This window comes from Azospirillum sp. A29 (assembly GCF_042604625.1).
Taxonomy (GTDB): domain Bacteria; phylum Pseudomonadota; class Alphaproteobacteria; order Azospirillales; family Azospirillaceae; genus Azospirillum; species Azospirillum palustre.
In genome coordinates this window covers 262120-280391 of record NZ_CP170466.1, presented here as the reverse complement: position 1 = coordinate 280391, position 18272 = coordinate 262120, and the positions used below count along the sequence as shown (strand labels likewise).

Here is an 18272-nt window from a genome sequence, read left to right as displayed (position 1 = left end):
GCCCCTTCAGGCCGCCGCTTCGCGTTCCGGCACCTCGGCGGCATGCCCGGCCAGCATCTCCATGACGTTGGCGACGAGCGCCAGCCCAGCCCCTCCATTGGCCCCGCCGTCGGCGGCCCCGTCCAGCGTCAGGATCGATTCGGGATGGAACTGCACGGCGGCCAGCGGCAGCGACCGGTGCTCGATCGCCATCACCGTCCCGTCCTCCGTCTCCGCCGTCACCCGCAGGTCCGGCGGCAGGCTGTCGCGCCGCGCCACCAGCGAATGGTACCGGCCGGCCCGCATCCCCTGCGGCAGCCCGTCGAAGAGCCCGCTCCCCTGGTGACGCAGGCTTGACGCCTTGCCGTGCATCGGCTCCGGCAGGCGGTCCAGCGTCGCACCGAAATGCTCGACCATGCCTTGCAGTCCCAGGCAGACGCCGAACACCGGCACGCCGAGATCGAGCGCCGCCTGCACGCTGCCGACAACATCGAAATCGGCCGGCCGCCCCGGCCCCGGCGACAGCACCAGCAGGTCGGGCGGGTCGTTGCGCAGGGCGGCACGCGCATGGGTATGGCGCAGGGTCGTGACGCTGGCGCCGGTCTGGCGGAAATAGTCGGCCAGCGTATGGACGAAGCTGTCGTCATGATCGACCAGCAGCACCCGCTTGCCCTCCCCACTCCCTTGCCCGCTCCGCCGGACACCGCTCTCAACCACCGACAGCCGGGGGCCGGCACTGCGCACCGCGTCGAGGAAGGCCGACGCCTTCAGCCGGCATTCGGCGTCCTCGGCATCCGGATCGCTGTCGGACAGCAGGGTGGCGCCGGCGCGGACGAAGGCAACCCCGTCCTTCATGCGGATGGTGCGCAGGGTCAGCCCGGTGTCCATCCCGCCGTCGAAGCCGATGCGTCCGAACGCCCCGCCGTACCAGCGGCGCGGCGAATGTTCGGTATCCTCCAAGAACTGCATGGCCCAGCGCTTGGGCGCGCCGGTCACCGTCACCGCCCAGCTGTGGGTGAGAAAGGCATCCAGCGCGTCGAAACCATGGCGCAGGCGCCCTTCCACATGATCGACGGTGTGGATCAGGCGGGAATACAGTTCGATCATCCGCCGGCCGATCACGCGAACGGAGCCGGGTTCGCACACCCGCGCCTTGTCGTTGCGGTCGACGTCGGTGCACATGGTCAGCTCCGCCGCATCCTTGGCCGAGTTCAGCAGCGTCAGGATCTGCGTCGCGTCGGTCAGCGCATTACTTCCGCGCGCCACCGTGCCGGAGATCGGGCAGGTCTCCACCCGCCCCTGGCCGACGCGCACATACATTTCCGGGCTGGCGGCGACCAGGAACTCGCCATCGCCAAGATTGGTCAGCGCCTCGTAGGGGGCGGGGTTGGCGGCGCGCAGACGGCGGAAGATCGTGGCCGGGCTGTCGGCGCAGGGCTCGGCGAAAGTCTGGCCGGGGACGACCTCGAACAGATCGCCGCGGTTGAAGGCCTCCTTCGCCGCCCGCACCACCTGCTGGTATTCGCCGGGGGCGTGGTCACACTCCGCAGCGGCGTTGGTATCGGGCCGATAGCCGTGGACCCGCCCGCCACCCGCGATGCCCTCGGTCGAGACGCCGTCCACCGCGAACTCGTAGGCGAAGCGGCGCGCCACCCCGGCGGCATGGTCGACCACCAGCAGCCGGTCGGGCAGATACAGCACAAGGTCGCGCTGGTCGTCCGGCCGCACCAGCCGGCGGCGGATCGACTCGAACTGGAAGGCGAGATCGTAGCCGAAGGCGCCATAAAGCCCCAGGAACGGTTCGTCCGGGCAGGCGAACAACGTCATCAGCGCCCGCAGCACGCTGAAGACGGAAGGCTGGCGGCTGCGCTCCTCCTCGGCGAAGCCCCCGGCCGGGCGACGCACCAGGGCGGTGACCCGGCCGGCGGTGACCTCCAGCCCGACAAGCGCCTCATGCCCGTCCAACGCCCCGGCCACGGCGGGCAGCAGCAGCCGGCCGCGCGGGTTCAGCGCATCGATGCGCACGGTCCGGCCGCGGGCGGTCACCGACAGCGGCGGATCGACGAAGCCCAGCACCTGCCGCCGGTAGCGGCCGGGCGCCTCCACCCCGCCGGACAGCAGCAGCCCGCGCCGCTCGTCGAGCGCAGTGACCAGCGCATCGAGCGCCTCGGCCGGCACCGCCGGCTCGGCAGTGCGGTGCAGACCGAGGCCACCGCCGGTCTTGACCGCGAACGGATCGAGGAAGGCGGGATCGGCAAGGAACAGGTGGGATGGGATCATGACGGCGGTGCTCCGATTCGGACGTCTTTTCGGTGACGCCGCCCGGTGCTTCCGCCTGCCTGTCCGTTCTTCCGCTGGGTGACCCGCTGTGACGGGTCAGGAAAAAGGCCGCTCCGGATGCACCGGGCGGCCTTTTGTTCTCAATCCACGCTCACGCGCGTCGCCAGGCCGGCCCGTTGGAGACGGGCCACCACCAATGCTGCGACAGGAGGGGCGAGGAGATATTCATGACCGCAACCGCAACACAGGGCGGGGCTACCTGTCAAGTGCTCCCTTCAAGCGTTCCCTGTCACGCCCGGTCCTGCGGCGGGGCGACGGCGTAGCTGCTGAGGTCCTCCTTGCGGCGCTCGTCCGACGGCAGACGGCCCTTGACCAGGAAGCTGATGTTCTCCGCCACGTTGGTGGCATGGTCGCCGATGCGCTCGATCGACTTGGCGGCGAACAGCAGGTGGGTGCAGCCGGTGATCTGCGCCGGCGTCTCCATCATGTAGGTCAGGAACTCGCGGAACAGCGCGGTGTAGGCGGCGTCCACCTCCCCGTCGCGGTCGCGGACGGAGGTGGCAAGCTCCGGATTCTGTTCGGTATAGGCACGGCGCATGTCGCCGATCATCGCCTGCACCATCCGCCCCATGCGGACCAGCGAGGCGACCGGCGGCGCCACCGGCAGGGTCGACAGCGTGACCGCGCGCTTGGCGACCGATCCGGCGAAATCGCCCATGCGTTCCAGGTTGGAGGCGATCTTCAACGCCGCGACGATCTCGCGCAGATCCTTCGCCATCGGCTGGCGCAAGGCCAGCAGGCGAACGGTCATCGCCTCCACCTCCGCCTCCAGCCGGTCGATCTCGGCATCGCCCTTCAGAACCTCACCGGCGATGTCGGCATCGGGACCGGCCAGAGAATCGAGCGCAAGCCCGACCTGCCGCTCCACCAGTTCGCCCATGCGGTCGATGGCGCTGCGCAGGGCCGCCAGTTCGGTGTCGAAAGCCGCAAGCGTGTGTCCACCCGACATGATCCCCAACTCCTTGTTCCCACTTGGCTGCGACCGGCGGTTCCGCGCCCGGCGCCCCGCAGATGGGGCCTGACGCCGTCCACGCCAAGGCGGCGCGGCACTGGATGCGGCATTAACCTTTGGCATAGATTATTTCGGAACACTGGTCTATCGATGGACCACGCAACCATGCAGACCGGGCAGGATCGATGACACCGCACGAGTTGGTTGCCGTGCTGGAAAAGCACGAGCGCTGGCTGAAGAACAAGTCGGGCGGTTCGCGCGCCAACCTGACCATGGCGAACATGGAAGGGTCGAACCTGTCCGGGGTCAATCTGGCCCAGGGCAAGCTGTCCGGCGCCAACCTGTCCCATTGCGACCTGTCGAACGCCAATCTCAGCACCGCCGACCTGTTCGCCGCGCATCTGACGAAGGCCGACCTGTCGGGCTGCAACCTCTATCGCGCCGACCTGCGTGGCGCCCACATGCGTGGCGCCAAGCTGAAGCGCGCGATCCTGAAGGAGGCCGACCTGCGCGGCGGCGCCCTGCTGTATGGCGGGCATGGCGGCAAGAACGGCAAGGGGCTCGACTTCGTCCGCTCCGACCTGTCGGGCACGGATTTCGACGACGCGTCGCTGAACAACGCCAACCTGTCGGGCGCCGACCTGACCGACGTGTCGATGAACGGCGCCGATTGCGAGGGTGCGCTGCTGACCGGCGCCACGCTGATGCGCGCCAGCATGAAAAGCTGCAATCTGGCCCGCGCCGACCTGCGCGGCAGCAACCTGTCCGGCGTGAATTTGCAGGGAGCGGTGCTGCGCGACGCCAACCTGACCGGCGCCATGCTGGCCGGAGCCAACCTGCGCAACGCCGACCTTCAGGGGGCGAAGCTGGAGGGTGCCGATCTGGCCGGGGCCGACACCACCGGTGCCAATCTGGCGCGGTCGGCCGACAATTTCTCGGTCCAGATCCAGCAGGCGCTGCACAGCCATTACACCTGGATCAACACCAACGGAACGATGGGCGCCAGGGCCGACCTGACCGCCGCCGACCTCAGCCACATCGACCTGACGGGGGTCAACCTGTCGGGCGCCAATCTGAAACGGGCCAATCTCAGCGGCGCCAAGATGCGCGAGGCGCTGCTGATCATGTGCGACATCTCCGAAGCGGTGCTGGACGGCGCCGATTTCAGCGGGGCGATCCTAGACGGCGCCAATCTGCGCGGCGCCAACATGACCGAGATCCGGCTGGACGGGGCAGGAGTCGGCTGGGTCGATATAAAGGGACCGGACGGTCAGCCGACCGGTCGCCTGTGGGCGGCGAACCTGACCGGCGCAAGGCTGACCGGCAGTTCCTGCGTCCGCACCAACCTGCGCGGTGCCAACCTGTCCGACTGCGATTTCAGCAACGCCAACCTGACCGGTGCGATCCTGAGCGACGCCAACATCCGCGACGCGAAATTCACCGGGGCCAACCTGACCGGCGCCAGCCTGCCGCCGCCGCCGGACCCGGACGACGATTGACCCGAGATGCGGCTGATCGGACGGATGGCCGCTCCAGACAAATCTTTCGAGATCGACTGAAACGGGGCGGCGGGAGCAGCGGACCGAATCAGCCTTGCACTACCTCTCGTCCCGCCCGCCGCCGTCTTCGCCGTCGCGGGCCGCCGCGCAGGCGGCGTTGAGGTTGGCGCCGACACGGCGCAGCACCTCCAGCGTCAGGTCCAGATCTTCAGGCGCAATGCCGTCGATGGCGATCTGAGCGATCTCCGACGCGCTGGGCATCATGGTCTGACGCAAGGCCCGACCCTTGTCGGTCAGAAAGACGTTCATCTTGCGGCGGTCGTGGCTGTTGCGCACGCGTTGGACCAGCCCCTGGCTCTCCATCACGTTGACGGCGGTGACCGTGGTCGGCTCCATCATGCCCACGCGGTGACTCAGCTCCCGCTGGGTCAATCCGTCCTCTTCCCACAGGGCACGCAGGAAGAACCATTGCCCCATGCTGACCCCCGACCGCGCGATGCGTGTCTGGAGGGCGCGGGCGAAGGCGCGATTCACGTCCCGGACGACGAACGATAAAGCACCATCGGCCGAACCGGCCGCGTCTTCCGACTCGCGGGGGCGTTCCGGCTCCCACCCCTTGACAGACGCCTCCATACCGACAATCTCTCTGCCGTCGTTCCGTGCCCACAGCCACCCCAGCCCATCGGCCGCGATGGACGGACAGCCGCCTGTCGAGGCGACGCCGCCGCATTGCATCCACCGGGTCCATGCCTGTCTGGTAACACCACCTTGACACGAGTGGGCATGGCTGCGTCATCCAATCATAACGTGTTGTGTGCAAAGCGCAAATCAATTGCGCAGCCATCGGTCGCCGGCATGCAATGATATGTCGGTTTTGGTCATCCAAATCGCCGGCAGCGTAAGCAGAACACGCCCACAGACTCTTCGCATGGCCGACTTGTGTCACATCCATCTTTTTGGCGCCGTCACCAGACACCATATCCGCATATGATGATTGATATGATCATTGCCGATTGGATCGGTTTTATTTGGCAATTCGTACAGCACCAGAGCGTTAAATTAATATTTCGCTAAATTATTGAGAATTCCTTTCCAACCACTTTCAACTGCCGCGACCTTTGGTCACACAAACCCCGAACCGCCCTTCACAGGAGCCGTGAACCCGCAATGACCGCTTCGCCGACCGTCCCTTCGTCCCGTACCGTCACCGTCGCCGCCACCCAGATGGTCTGCAGCTGGGACCTTGCCGCCAACGTCGATGGCGTCGAATCGCTGATTCGCGAGGCTGCCGCCAAGGGCGCGCAGATCGTCCTGCCGCAGGAGCTGTTCGAGACCCCCTATTTCTGCAAGGACCAGAAGCAGTCGTTGTTCGAACTGGCTGCGCCGGCCGAAGGTCATCCGGTGATCGGACGGATGCAGGCCCTTGCGCGGGAGCTGTCGGTGGTCATCCCCGTCAGCTTTTTCGAGAAGGCCCGCAACGCCTACTACAACTCGATGGCCATGGTCGATGCGGACGGCAGCCTGCTGGGCATCTACCGCAAGTCCCACATTCCCGACGGTCCCGGCTATCAGGAGAAATTCTATTTCAGCCCCGGCGACAGCGGCATCCAGGTGTTCAAGACCCGCTACGCCACGGTCGGCTGCGCCATCTGCTGGGACCAATGGTTCCCGGAGACGGCGCGCATCATGGCGCTGAAAGGGGCGGAGATCCTGCTCTATCCCACCGCCATCGGGTCGGAACCGCAGGATTCCTCCATCGACAGCCAGGGCCACTGGACCAGGGTGATGCAGGGCCATGCCGGCGCCAACCTGATGCCGCTGGTGGCCTCCAACCGAGTCGGGGTTGAGCAGGGGGAAGGCTGCGCGCTGACCTTCTATGGCTCGTCCTTCATCGCCGGCCCGCAGGGGGAGATCGTCGCGCAGGCCGACCGCGAAAGCCGGACGGTCCTGACCGCCAGCTTCGACCTCGACCGCATCGCGGCGCAGCGCGCCTCCTGGGGCGTCTTCCGCGACCGCCGGCCGGAGCTGTATGGCGCCCTGCTGACGCTGGACGGCGAAACCACCCCGCGTCGCTGACCGGTAGGGAGGGGAACTGGCGCTGGCGACAGGCGCTGACCGCCGCGACGTCAGACCGTCAGCCCCTTCCCTGTTCCGGAATTGCTGCGTCCCGCAGTCCCGAGCGCCTGTGCAGCGCCGTAGGCGGCAGCAGCGCGGGCGGATGCCGTATCGCCACCCTGCCGGCGCTGTTCGGATTGGGCTTGCAGCTTCGCCGCATCGGCCTGTGCGGCGACTCGCAAGTCCTGAGGCGAGGGATCGGCCGGTGCGAGCGCCGCGGCCTTGACCTGCTCCATCTTGGCGACCGTGGCCGCCGGTTCCGATTCGGCGCTGACATCGATCGGCACCTCGCCGGCGGTGGCGTAGTTCTTGCCGTCCGGACCGCGGGTAAAGGTGAAGGAGGCGCCGCCGGCATGGGCACCGCCGGCCGCCTGATGCGCCGCCTCATGCTGGCGGACGCTGGTGTCGGCCTGCTTGAGTTTCTGGACCTGCTGCTGAGCTGCGTCGGACAGGGTGACGCTGTCGGCGGAGCCGCTCTTGCCATCCTGAGCGCCGGATTTCTGGGCACCGGACGCGTCCTTCCCGTCCCGCCGCAGCGGCACACTGCGCGGGGTGGAATAGGTTCCGATCGACGGGCTGGAGATGGAAAGGTCGGCAGCCACCGCCCGCATCCTCACTCAGATGCCGAACTTCCCATCAATTTAGGACGATTCGTCCGCACCGGCAACGGTATGGACATCCCTGCGACCGTCCCTAGGCCCGCCCCTCCGTCTCAGACCTGCTCGAAGCCGGTCAGGACGTTGGCGACATTGACGCCCAGATCGTCGACGGCATAACCGCCTTCCAGCACGAAAAGGGTCGGCAGGCCGACTCCGGCGATGGCGGCGCCCATGCGCAGGAAATCCTCCGACAACAAGCGGAAGCGGGAAATCGGGTCACCGCCATAGGTGTCCGCACCCAGCGACAGCACCAGCGCGTCGGCGCCGAACTCGCGGATGCGTGCCGCCGCAACGGCCAGCGCCTGGGCGTAAGCGTTCCAGTCGGTCCCCCAGGGCAGCGTCAGGTTCAGGTTCGCCCCTTCCCCGGCACCCGCTCCGGTCTCATCGGCATGACCGCAGAAATAGGGGAACTCGTCGGCCGGATCGGCATGGATCGACACGAACAGCACGTCGCCACGCTCCCAGAAAATCTCCTGGGTGCCGTTGCCATGGTGATAATCGACGTCCAGCACCGCCACGCGCGCAGCCCCACCGTCGCGCAGGGATTGCGCCGCGATGGCCGCGTTGTTCAGGAAGCAATAGCCGCCGTAGAAGGCGTGGCCGGCATGATGACCCGGCGGACGGCACAGCGCAAAGGCGCTGCGGTCGCCGGCCCGCAGCCGGTCGGCGCCGGTCAGTGCGCTGTCGGCTGCGGATGTCGCGGCCCGCCAGGTGCCGGCGGTGATCGGCGTCCCCGCATCGAAGGAGTAGAAGCCGAGCCGCCCATCGATGGAGCGGGGCACCCGACGCCGCGACATTCCCGGCGCCACCCAGTTCAGTGGCAGCGCGTCGATGTCGGCGCCATGCTCCGCCACCCAGTCGTCCCAGGCGGTCTGGAGAAAACCGAGGTAGCCGGCGTCATGCACCCGTTCCAGCGGGGCGATGCCGTGACGGGTGGGCTCCACCACCGGCCCCAGCCCGACCGCCTCGATCCGCGCCCGGACGATGTCGGCACGCTCGGGCTTCTCGTAGCAGGGAACGAGTTGGCCGTCGTTGAGTTCGGACCGGCCGGCCTGCAGCCGGTGCTCTTCGCTGTGGATGACGATCACGCCGTTGGCTTCCTTGACTGTTTCGCCGTCCCGGAAAGGTTCGGACCGGCGGAAGGCGGCCCCATCATAACGCCGCCCCGTCATCCGCGGATGCCACCCTTTTGCATGGCGCCCCGGACGCAGGCCATTGCCTTTCGGCCTATTGCACGCGATAGTGTTCAGCGCGGATTACTCGCGCTGTGCGGGTGGTTGCTGGGGTTGTTTGACATCCATGTTGGCTGCTGCGTACAGGATATTCGCCCGAATTGCGCCCGGGGCGGCGTTGATTCTGTGGGCGTGCGTCGTGTCGGCCGCCGGGCCTACGCGGGACGATCCACCATTGCCGCGGCCTCAGCCGGCATCGACGGCCTCCCCCCTGGAGGCGGCCTTCTCCACCCGGGCGGGAGAAGCGTTGCGCCAGTTCGGCTATGACCTGTTCGCCTCGGCCACCGATGCGGCTTCGGCGGCCGAGGCCGCGCCCGGCGCCATCCAGGGCGACTATGTCCTGAACACCGGCGATACCGTTCTGGTCACCCTGCGCGGCCAGAAATCCTTCAGCAAACGCTTCGCCGTCGACCGAAACGGCCAGCTGGTGGTGGACGATCTGCGGCCGCTGACCGCCGCCGGCCTGACGCTGGACGCCCTGCGACGCGACTTGGCCGCCGCCGTCGCCGCCACTTGGCCCAGCACCGATGCCTTCGCCTCGCTGGCGGAGGTGCGGCGGATCGGCGTGCTGGTCACCGGCGCCGTCCACCGCCCCGGCCGGCAGGAGATCAGCGCCTTCGCCACCGTGCTCGATGCGCTGTCGGCTGCCGGCGGTGTGGATCGCGGCGGCAGCCTGCGCGCGGTCAGGCTGATGCGGTCCGGCGGTGCGGTCATGGTCGACCTCTACGCCCTGCAAATCGCCGGTGCCACCGGCAATGCGGACATGACATTGCGTGACGGTGACCGCCTGTTCGTCCCGCCGCTCGGCGCCACCGTCGCGATTGCCGGACCGGTGAAACGGCCGGGCATTTATGAACTGCCGCCGGATGGTGGCCCCTTGTCGGCGTCGGAGATGCGCGACCTCGCCGGTGGCGCGCTGCGGCCCGGCCGCGGCCGGCTTGTGCGATTCGGCATCGGGCCGTTGGGCGAGGAAGCGACGGAGGAGATCGCCGATCCCGACGCCAAGCGGTTCGGTGACGGCGACCTGCTGTTGATTGCGCCGGAACGGGAAGACCGCCGCGGTGAGGTTCGGCTCGACGGACATGTGCTTCGTCCCGGCCCGCGCGCGCTGACCCGGGCTAAATCCCTGTCCGGACTGCTTTCCCGTGCGGATCTGCGCCCATCGGCCTATTTTCCCTTCGCCGCCCTGGAAAGCACGGCCCCTGCCACGGCGGCGCGCAGCCTGCGTCCGGTCGACCTGTCGGCCGTTCTGAACGGACGCGATCGCCGGCAGCTTTCGGACGGCGACACGCTCTATGTCCTGGGGACTGCGGACGTCGATTTCCTGACGTCGGAGGCAGTGCTCGCCCTGCTGCGCGGCGAACGCCAGCCACCGCAGGATGCCTGTCCCGGTCTGGTCGCGCTGGCGCGCATCCTGGCGGCGGAGCCGGCCGGTCCCCTCGCTACCGGTCCGCAGGCGCACGCTGCCGCCACGCTGACCGGTTCCCGCACCCCCTGCCCGCCCCTGTTCGCGACGGTGCCGGACCTGCTGCCGCTTGCCCTGCGCCATTCCGTTCTTCGCCTGACCGGTGCGCCGCGGCCCGGTTTCTATCCCGTCGCCGATGGTCCAGAGAACGCCGGCGCGCGCGAGACCATCGTCGAATCGGAAGCGCCTCAGTACGAGCTGATCGGCCATGTCCGCCGGCCCGGCACCCGCCGGTTGCCGGCAGGGGCCACGCTGCGCCAGGCCCTGGCGGAGGGCAAGGCCTTGAAGCGCGACGTGTATCCGCTGCTTGGCATCGTCGAACGCTATGACCGGCGGACCTTGACCCGCGCCTATCTGCCCTTCTCCCCGCAGGAGGTGGCCGCCGGACGTGCCGACCGTGCCCTGAGCGATGGAGACCGCATTCACCTGTTCGCCGCCGACGACATCCGTGGCCTGGTGAAGCCCGCCGACTCCAGGACGGACAGCAAGGCGGACGACGAGTCCGAACCGCCGATGCTGGCGGCTGTGCTCGATCCGGCCATCGTCGCAGTGATCGGAGAGCGGATTGTCCAGCTGCGCGGCGCCGTGCGCGATCCCGGCGGCTATCCGGTCGCCGACCTCACGCCGCTGGCGGCCCTGGTCGCTGCGGCAGGTGGGCTGTCCACCGACGCCGACCCCACGGTGGCGGAACTGACCACCGCCAACGGCACACGCAACGCCATCGACCTGACCCGCGACGGCACCCGCAGGATCGGCCCCGGCGATGCACTACGGATCAACCCGCGTCCGCAGGCGCTGGAGGCCCGCGCGGTCGCCATCGAGGGGGCGGTGCGCCGTCCCGGCCGCTACGACATCGGCCGCGGCGAGACGCTGTCCTCCCTGATCGCGCGGGCCGGCGGCCTGATCGACGACGCTTATCCGGCTGGAGCCGTGCTGACCCGTGAGAGCGAACGCCGCCGCGAGAAGGAGCAGTTCCAGCTGCAAGCGCGTGAATTGGAGCGCACGCTGGCGCTGGAGGTGGAGAAGGGCGAGCCGGTGAAGGCGGAGAATGTCGCGCTGGCCCGCCAACTCGCCGCCCAACTCCGCGCTGCCGAACCGCTCGGCCGCGTGGTGGTGGAAGCGGACCCGGCTATCCTGCGCAGCCGGCCGGCTCTCGACCCGCTGCTGGAACCCGACGACCGGATCGTGATCCCGAAGCGACCGTTGACCGTGGCGGTGTCGGGCGAGGTTCTACATCCGACCGCCGCGCAATTCGTCAGCGGCAAGGGTGCCGAGGATTACCTGAACGAGGCGGGCGGCCCGACCCGCGATGCCGACACCGGCCGCAGCTTCCTGGTCCTGCCGGACGGCCGGGCACGGCCGCTGGCGCTGTCCTCTTGGAACCATCGGGTGGACGTTATCCCACCCGGGTCGATCTTGGTGGTGCCGCGCGACCCCCGCCCCTTCGACGGGCTGGACGCCACCAAGGCCATCGGCAACATCCTGAGCCAGCTGGCGATCACGGCGGCCTCGATTTCGGTGATCACGCGATGACGCCGCCCGCCCCGCCCCGACTCGCCATCCTGACCGTGGTCCGCAACGACTGCGCCGGACTGGCCGACACCTATGACAGCCTGCGCGAGCAGCTCGGTCCCGGCATTGTCTGGCTGGTCGCCGACGGCGCCTCCACCGATGGAACGGCGGAGTGGTTGGTGGGCCATGCCGATGTCCCGCTGTGGTGGCGCTCAGCCCGCGACTCGGGATTGTACGATGCGATGAACGATGCGCTCGCGGCCGCGGGCCGGCTGGGCTGCAGCCATGTGCTGTTTCTGAATGCCGGCGACCGGCTGGCGGAGCCGGGCAGCGGCATGCGGCTTTTGCAAGCGATTGCCCGGCATCCCGACTGCGCCCTTTTCTATGGCGATGCGCTGGAACGGCTGGGTGACGGACGTATCCTGCTGAAGCGCGCCCGCTCCCACCGCTGGGCATCGCTGTGCATGTTCACCCACCATCAGGCGATGATCTACTCCGTGACTGCGCTGGCAGGACTACGCTTCGACTCCGGTTACCGGATCGCGGCCGATTATGACTTCACCTTGTCGGTGCTGAAGCGCGGACGGGCCGAACGGCTGCACTGGCCGGTCTGTCTGTTCGCGGCAGGCGGCCTGTCGCAGCGCGACGCAACCACTGGCCGGCATGAGCAAACAGCGATTCGACAAAGGCATTTCAGCCATGGAGCCACACACGCGGCAATGATCGCCATGGTTCAACGAGTCGCACTGGCATTACGCCACCGTCTTCCCGCTCTATACGCGAAATTACGTTTCCGATGCCCTGAAATTTAATGTCTTTCGCTCTCTTCCTCCCCCTTCCACCCAAACGGACCGTTGATACGCACAAATGGTTGCATAGAATTTACTTTCTGAACTAAGCATTCTCGCGGCGCCTTCCCTCTGGCTTTCCTTTCGAGGTACGACTTATGAGCGCGACCAAGACCAAACTCGCCCCCGCCCACACCCTGTCGCGCCGCGGCGAAGGACCCAACCCCATCGACATCCATGTCGGAGCCCGCCTGCGGCTTCGCCGGACCCTGCTTGGCCTGAGCCAGGAAAAGCTGGGCGAAGCGGTCGGGATCACCTTCCAGCAGCTCCAGAAGTACGAGCGTGGGTCGAACCGCATCAGCGCCAGCCGCCTTTACAACCTCTCCCAGGTTCTCGGTGTGCCAGTCAGCTATTTCTTCGACGACATGCCGTCGCCCGACCAGATTGCCGCCGAAGTCCCGGCCGAGGCGATGAGCGAGACGGACGAGTTCGAATCGATGGCCCGCCGCGAGACGCTGGAACTGGTGCGCGCCTATTACCGAATCGAGGATCCGGGTGTGCGCAAGCGGACCTTCGACCTGCTGAAGGCGCTGGGTGGCGACCGGATCGCGTTGCTCGAAGAGTAAGGGTCGCCGGCCGGACGGACAGTCCGGACAGACTCGGAAGCGGCGCGGATGGACGGGAAACGGTCGAACGCTCCCGGCCCCATTGCCGCCGACCGCATCTTGAGCCCGACCTGCCAATAGTAGAACGCGCGCGCCAGCGCGTGGTCTAGCCCGGCTGTGCCATCGAGGACGCCAAGGCGCAGCACATAGGCATGCAGAAACGCCAAGAGCGGCCGGCCCGGCAGGCGCTGGAAAAGCCGCTTCTGCATGCGCCGGCCGATCAGAGCGCGGAGGCTGGGAAAGGCGCTGGAGCCGCCATCCGGTTCACCCGTTATCAAGCGGTCCATCCGACCGTCGGCACGAATCGCCGCCTCCCAATCGGAGTAGCGGTTGTGGCGGTCGAACCAGGCCGAGAGCGGCTTGGCATCCTCATGGTCCATCGGGTGGCGAAGCCGGCCGGTCGTGCCGGCCACCTGCGGCTGGTAATGCCCCTCCACCTCCCACATCGCGGCGATATCCAGGTCGGGCTGATCGGGAAAGCGCGCGCGCCGACGGTCCAGCAGAGCAAGCTTGCGATTCCAGCAGCCGAAACGCAGCCGCCGGCCGCGGACGACCGGCCTGCCGTCGATCCAGTAGGCCGCGCAGGCCGGGCCAGTCGCCATCAGCCGGGCGATCTCCTCAACCAGTTCCGCCGTCAGCCGCTCGTCGGCATCGACGAATAGAACCCAGTCATGGGCGAATGGCAGACTATCCAGGCACCACTGCTTCTTCTTGGGGTAGCGGCCATTCCAGCGGAAGGGAACCAGGCGGGCGCCATGTGACCGTGCGATGTCCAGCGTACCGTCATCGCTGCCGCTGTCGACCACGAAGCACTCGGCGAATCGGGCGAGCGGCGGCAGGCACTGCGGCAGGTTCGCCGCCTCGTTGCGCGTCATCACCACCACGGAGACCGGAATGGCGGTCATGGCGGGCGCAGGCATGTTGGAAATCCTCATGGCGCCGCCTCCACCCCCGTCGTGCGTTCCCGCAAGGCATGGGACACGGATAGGGCGAATCCGGCGGCGACAAGCCCGACCAGCCCGGCCAGCGGAATCACCACGGCCGGGTTCGGCCAGTCCGGCAGGGTGGCGGCGGCCGGCGGCTGGATCATGTCGGCAGCAAAGGGCAGATCGACGCCGATCATCATCGCCACCCGCTCCTGGTCCAGCAGCAGGTCGCTCAACGCCTGTCGGTGTTCCGCAACGGTGACGGCACCGAGACGAAGCTTGATGTGGGCGATCTGGGCGGCACTGCGCCGGGCCGCTTCCGCCCGCAGATGGGCGTCGGTGGCCGCGGCAATCCGCCCGAGCAGTTCCACTGCAATCGCCCGGTCGGCATGGCGGAAGGTGATCCGCCGCATCGGACCCGACCGCAGCATGTCGACAACCAGCCGATCACGCAGGGCGCGCGCCACGCGGTCGCCGTCCGGCTCAACCCAATCCTCGCGCCCGACCATTGCGAGAAAAGCCCGCTTCACCGTCGGGAACAGTCCGGGCGGCGGACGCCAACGCTCCGCCTCCGCATCCCAACGCTCGGCAAACAGGGCGCGCAGGATGGCCGGGTCCGCAGCCAGACGGTCGGCCACCGGTCCCGAACCGAACAGTTCAAGATAGCGGGCGAAGTCGGACAGCGATTCGTCCCCCGCCCCCGGCTCGGCAACACCGGCGGAGTCGCGGCCGTTGAGCGTCGGCACCCGTGCCCCCATCGCGGCGGAGCCAACCCGGGCCGTCGGCCCGATCACCATTGCCGCGGTATAGGCCGGCGTCACCAGCCACAGAGCCGCCACCGCCAGCGCCAGACCGCCCACCCAGCCGCCGACCAACCAGCGCCAGCCGGTCCGCAGGGTGCGGACAAAGCTGCGCAGGTCACCCTCCCCTCCGGCCATCGGCAGAGCCAGCGTCATGGCATGCGGCTGAGGCTGGATGTCACGCGGGGCGATGACGCCGTCAGGCATGGGGCAACGGCCTCCCCAACAGGGGCCGGACGGCACGGCGTGCCTCGACCAGACGTTCGGCCAACCCGACGAAGGCCGCGGCGGCGCGGTCGGCCGTCCAGGCTTCGGCCTTTCTGGCAGCGCGCTCCCCCTCCGCCGCACAGCGCTCGGGGGCGGCGGCATAGGCGCACACGGCTTCGGCGATGGCGGCCCCATCGAACGGGTCGATCACCATGCCGCATCCGTCCATTTGGGCCGCGGCCTCGCTTCCGGCCGGTCCCAGGAACAGGCAGGGCCGGCCAGCCGCCTGCACCCCGGCCAGCTTGCTCGGCACCAACATCCCCTCCGCCGCCGGGTCCATCGCCACCAGATGCAGGTTGGCGGCGGACAAGCACTCCGCCAACCGGTCGGCAGGCTGCCAGGGAAGCCGGCGCAGATTGCGCACGCCCTTGCGGCGTGCGGCCTCTTCCACCGCAGCGAAGCCCCTGCCCTCGCCGACCAGCAGGAAAATCACGGATGGATCGCTGTGCTGCAGGCGGGCCGCCGCCTCCAGCACGCCGTCCATCGGATGGGCAAGCCCCAGCGTCCCGGAATAGGCCACGAGGAAACGGCCGTCGCCCTCCGTCAACCCCAGGGAGCGGCGGACGTTGTTGCCGGCCTTCTCCAGGGGACGGATCCCCGGATCGGGCCAGTTGGGCAGCAGGGTAACCCGATCCGCCGCCACGCCGGATGCGACGATGCGTTCGCGCATGCAGCGCCCAATGGCGATCACCCCATCCTGCCGCCGCAACGCCCGCGCCATGCCATGCCCGGCAACGCGGAGGAGCAGGTCCGGCATCCGCACGCCCAGCACCGGAAGAAGGTCCGGGTAAAGATCCTGGCACCAGTGCAGCGACGCCGCACCATGGCGCGCAGCCAAAACCGCACCGGCCAGCGCCAGCATCGGCGGATCGGTCATCGTCACGACGAGGTCGTGGCGCGGCAGGCGCAGGGCCTGAACCGTGAGTCGGCAAAGCGAGTCGAGATAGGCGCGCGTGTCGGGCCGCTCACCCTCCGCCACCCTGCGGCCGGTGCGGATGAGCGTGACCCCGTCCGGAACAGCGCAGTTCGGCGCCTTGTCGCCGACCGGCTCGCCATCCGCAACCACCGTCACCCGCCAGCCCGCGGCCGCAATTCGCCCGGACAAATCCGACAGGCAACGTCCGGTCGCCCCGCGGTCAGGCGGGAACACCCGGTTGACGAAAATTATGGACGGTCGGTCGAGCAGCACGGCGCACCGAAGCGTTAATTACACGCGAAAGTATGAAGATCCTCTATGAATCAGACAACCCCTTCCTGCATTCGGCCGCCAAAAGCATCAGGGATAGAATGACGCCGGTGTCGAGGTACTTGAAACTCGTGTGAAGGCAGAGCGCCATCGCCAGCGGCGGCACCACCGCCAGGGCCAGCGGTGGATCGGCCGCCAGAAGCCCGCACCAGGGCCTGACCAGCGCGCCGAGATAGGCCGCCAGCGCCACCAAGCCGCACAGACCGGTCTTCAGCAGGCTGTAGCTCGCCAGCGTGTGGGTATAGCTGACCCGCCAGCCGCCCACCGCCGGATTGGCGATCCGCGCGCCCCAACCGTCGCCGAACAGCAGAGCCCAGGGAGAGGCGACGGCATGCTCGATCACCGCCGCCGCCTCTTCCCACCGGGCATTGATTCCGGTCAGCCGCGTCTTCTCCGCCGCCTGCTGCCACGCTCCGACCAGCGCGTCCCCACCGACGGCAGCCGCCAGCCCCAGACCGATCAGCAGAGGTAAGGCCAGCCACGCCTGCCGCCCCGCCCACCACAGGGCGATCAGCGCCAGCGCCAGCAGCGCCAGCCCCAGCGCGGTGCGGTGGACCGCTCCGGCCAGCGCGGCAAGGCAGAGAGCCCCGCCGACGGTACAGGGAATGGCGGCAAGCCAATGGCGGAACCGGCCGCCGATGCCGATCAGCGACAAGGCCGTCGCCGGCAGCACCACGGCGGCGAACAGCACCGCAGGCGCATTGAGCAGATAGGCGCCACCGTCGGCCATCGCCCGCTGTCCGATGGCGCCGAACCCCCAATCCGCCTGCCGCCACCAGCGCAAGGCCAGCAGCAGGCCGGCAATGCCAAGCCCACCGGCCAACGCGCGCACGGCGGTCCGCCCCGCGGCGCGCAGGGCCGGCACCAGAAGCACGGGAAGGAACAGGTACAAGAGGGGCACGACGTCGCGCAGGATGTCGACCGCGTCCCACCCTAGCGCGGCCCCACGCAGCAGCGGCACCCACAGCAGCCAGGCGAATGCCGCAACCGCCACCGACATCCATTCCCTGTCAGGCGACGTCCGCAGCGCATGACCGCTCGCCACCGCCAGAGACCATTTCCAGCCGATCGACAGCAGAATCAGAAGGCCGATGGACAGTTCCACCCCTCGCAGGGCCGGCGGCGCCGGCACGCTGAGGCCGCCATAGACAAGCAGGGCTGCCGCCATCGACAGCGCGCCCATCCGTGCGGCGGCCACCGTCATGGCCGCCCCTCGCGGAAATCGGCCGCGTGGCTCAGGCCCAGCGTTGCTCGGCACGGTCCAGGCGATAGAACAATCCCTCCTGCGGGCGCAGCCGCAAGGTTCCGGTCAGGGTCAGCGGTTCCCGCGTCGCCGGCAGGGCGATGGCGGTGTGGACATGCATCATGGTCGCCGGTCCTGGGCTTTCGCAGGCGGGACAGCCCATCGGATTGGCCGACAGGATGAAGCGGTTGTGGGCGGCGCCGTCGGTCAGCGGCACCATGAAGCCGCGCACGGTGACCGGCCGGCCGTCCAACGCCGACACCTTCACCGGAAATTGCGGATCGCCGGCCAGACCGCCCATCCGCACGGCGCCCAGGTCGCGCCAGATCGCCGTGGACTCGTCCAGCGGCAGATGAAAGGGGCCGGCAGGGTGGCTCGGCGCCTCCGGCGTTCCGGCAGCCCAAACGGCCCAGCCGGCGACCGGGGCCAGCGCAAGCGGCAACAAGATCTGGCGCCGGCCGGGCATGGCCGTGCCAAGACGGGTGGCGGTGGTCATGGTCGCTTCTCCCCTGCTGCGTTGCTTCGTCACCGGGGCTGCGAAATCGGGGCGCCGTGTGTTGTCGAAGTCTTTTGTCCGGTCGCCT

At 68.5% G+C, this 18272-nt stretch carries 15 protein-coding genes; 5 read left to right on the top strand and 10 right to left on the bottom strand.

Annotation, left to right across the window (positions count from 1 at the left end):
• Window positions 1–6: 6 nt before the first annotated feature.
• Window positions 7–2259 (bottom strand): anthranilate synthase, encoded by a 2253-nt coding sequence (locus ABNQ38_RS16165; protein WP_377809285.1) that lies wholly within the window; start codon window positions 2257–2259, stop codon window positions 7–9.
• Between the two features lie 289 nt (window positions 2260–2548).
• Window positions 2549–3268 carry a phosphate signaling complex protein PhoU gene (gene phoU / locus ABNQ38_RS16160; protein ID WP_377809284.1) on the bottom strand — a complete coding sequence of 240 codons (720 nt, stop codon included), beginning with the start codon at window positions 3266–3268 and terminating at the stop codon, window positions 2549–2551.
• A 188-nt stretch (window positions 3269–3456) separates the two neighbouring features.
• Between phoU and ABNQ38_RS16155 the strand changes: the two genes are divergently transcribed.
• Window positions 3457–4770 carry a pentapeptide repeat-containing protein gene (locus tag ABNQ38_RS16155; RefSeq protein WP_377809283.1) on the top strand — a complete coding sequence of 438 codons (1314 nt, stop codon included), beginning with the start codon at window positions 3457–3459 and terminating at the stop codon, window positions 4768–4770.
• 99 nt (window positions 4771–4869) lie between these two features.
• Here the strand turns inward: ABNQ38_RS16155 and ABNQ38_RS16150 are convergent, their stop codons facing one another.
• Window positions 4870–5403, bottom strand: a complete 534-nt coding sequence (locus tag ABNQ38_RS16150) for a MarR family winged helix-turn-helix transcriptional regulator (RefSeq protein WP_377809282.1) — start codon at window positions 5401–5403, stop codon at window positions 4870–4872.
• A gap of 534 nt (window positions 5404–5937) precedes the next feature.
• On the opposite strand from ABNQ38_RS16150, the gene aguB reads away from it, so the two are divergent.
• Complete coding sequence (aguB, locus tag ABNQ38_RS16145; RefSeq protein ID WP_377809281.1) at window positions 5938–6846, top strand: N-carbamoylputrescine amidase; 909 nt, start codon at window positions 5938–5940, stop codon at window positions 6844–6846.
• Between the two features lie 50 nt (window positions 6847–6896).
• On the opposite strand, the gene ABNQ38_RS16140 is transcribed toward aguB, so the two are convergent.
• Both ABNQ38_RS16140 and ABNQ38_RS16135 read right to left on the bottom strand, forming a co-directional pair.
• The gene (locus ABNQ38_RS16140; RefSeq protein WP_377809280.1) at window positions 6897–7496 is read right to left on the bottom strand and encodes a putative metalloprotease CJM1_0395 family protein; all 600 of its coding nucleotides are present in this window, start codon (window positions 7494–7496) and stop codon (window positions 6897–6899) included.
• 101 nt (window positions 7497–7597) lie between these two features.
• Entirely contained in the window at window positions 7598–8632 is a 1035-nt protein-coding gene (locus ABNQ38_RS16135) for a histone deacetylase family protein (protein ID WP_377809279.1), read from the bottom strand.
• A 319-nt stretch (window positions 8633–8951) separates the two neighbouring features.
• Here ABNQ38_RS16135 and ABNQ38_RS16130 point away from each other — a divergent pair, with 319 nt between their 5' ends.
• The 3 genes from ABNQ38_RS16130 (at window position 8952) to ABNQ38_RS16120 (ending at window position 13167) form a co-directional block, all read left to right on the top strand.
• Window positions 8952–11774, top strand: a complete 2823-nt coding sequence (locus tag ABNQ38_RS16130; RefSeq protein WP_377809278.1) for an SLBB domain-containing protein — start codon at window positions 8952–8954, stop codon at window positions 11772–11774.
• Window positions 11771–12565 carry a glycosyltransferase gene (locus ABNQ38_RS16125; RefSeq protein WP_377809277.1) on the top strand — a complete coding sequence of 265 codons (795 nt, stop codon included), beginning with the start codon at window positions 11771–11773 and terminating at the stop codon, window positions 12563–12565. Before ABNQ38_RS16130 ends, ABNQ38_RS16125 begins: the two co-directional genes overlap by 4 nt.
• 134 nt (window positions 12566–12699) lie before the next feature.
• Window positions 12700–13167 (top strand): helix-turn-helix domain-containing protein, encoded by a 468-nt coding sequence (locus ABNQ38_RS16120; protein ID WP_109051699.1) that lies wholly within the window; start codon window positions 12700–12702, stop codon window positions 13165–13167.
• Here the strand turns inward: ABNQ38_RS16120 and ABNQ38_RS16115 are convergent.
• Genes ABNQ38_RS16115 through ABNQ38_RS16095 form a run of 5 tightly spaced genes read right to left on the bottom strand, consistent with a single transcriptional unit; the run spans window position 13077 to window position 18184 of the window.
• Window positions 13077–14126, bottom strand: a complete 1050-nt coding sequence (locus ABNQ38_RS16115; RefSeq protein WP_377809276.1) for a glycosyltransferase family 2 protein — start codon at window positions 14124–14126, stop codon at window positions 13077–13079. The two genes, ABNQ38_RS16120 and ABNQ38_RS16115, sit on opposite strands and share 91 nt — an antisense overlap.
• Before the next feature lie 11 nt (window positions 14127–14137).
• Window positions 14138–15139, bottom strand: a complete 1002-nt coding sequence (locus tag ABNQ38_RS16110) for a hypothetical protein (protein WP_377809275.1) — start codon at window positions 15137–15139, stop codon at window positions 14138–14140.
• The gene (locus ABNQ38_RS16105; protein WP_377809274.1) at window positions 15132–16388 is read right to left on the bottom strand and encodes a glycosyltransferase family 4 protein; all 1257 of its coding nucleotides are present in this window, start codon (window positions 16386–16388) and stop codon (window positions 15132–15134) included. Before ABNQ38_RS16105 ends, ABNQ38_RS16110 begins: the two co-directional genes overlap by 8 nt.
• A 43-nt stretch (window positions 16389–16431) precedes the next feature.
• Window positions 16432–17649 carry a hypothetical protein gene (locus ABNQ38_RS16100; RefSeq protein ID WP_377809273.1) on the bottom strand — a complete coding sequence of 406 codons (1218 nt, stop codon included), beginning with the start codon at window positions 17647–17649 and terminating at the stop codon, window positions 16432–16434.
• A 31-nt stretch (window positions 17650–17680) separates the two neighbouring features.
• Window positions 17681–18184 (bottom strand): hypothetical protein, encoded by a 504-nt coding sequence (locus tag ABNQ38_RS16095; protein ID WP_377809272.1) that lies wholly within the window; start codon window positions 18182–18184, stop codon window positions 17681–17683.
• Window positions 18185–18272: the final 88 nt, after the last annotated feature.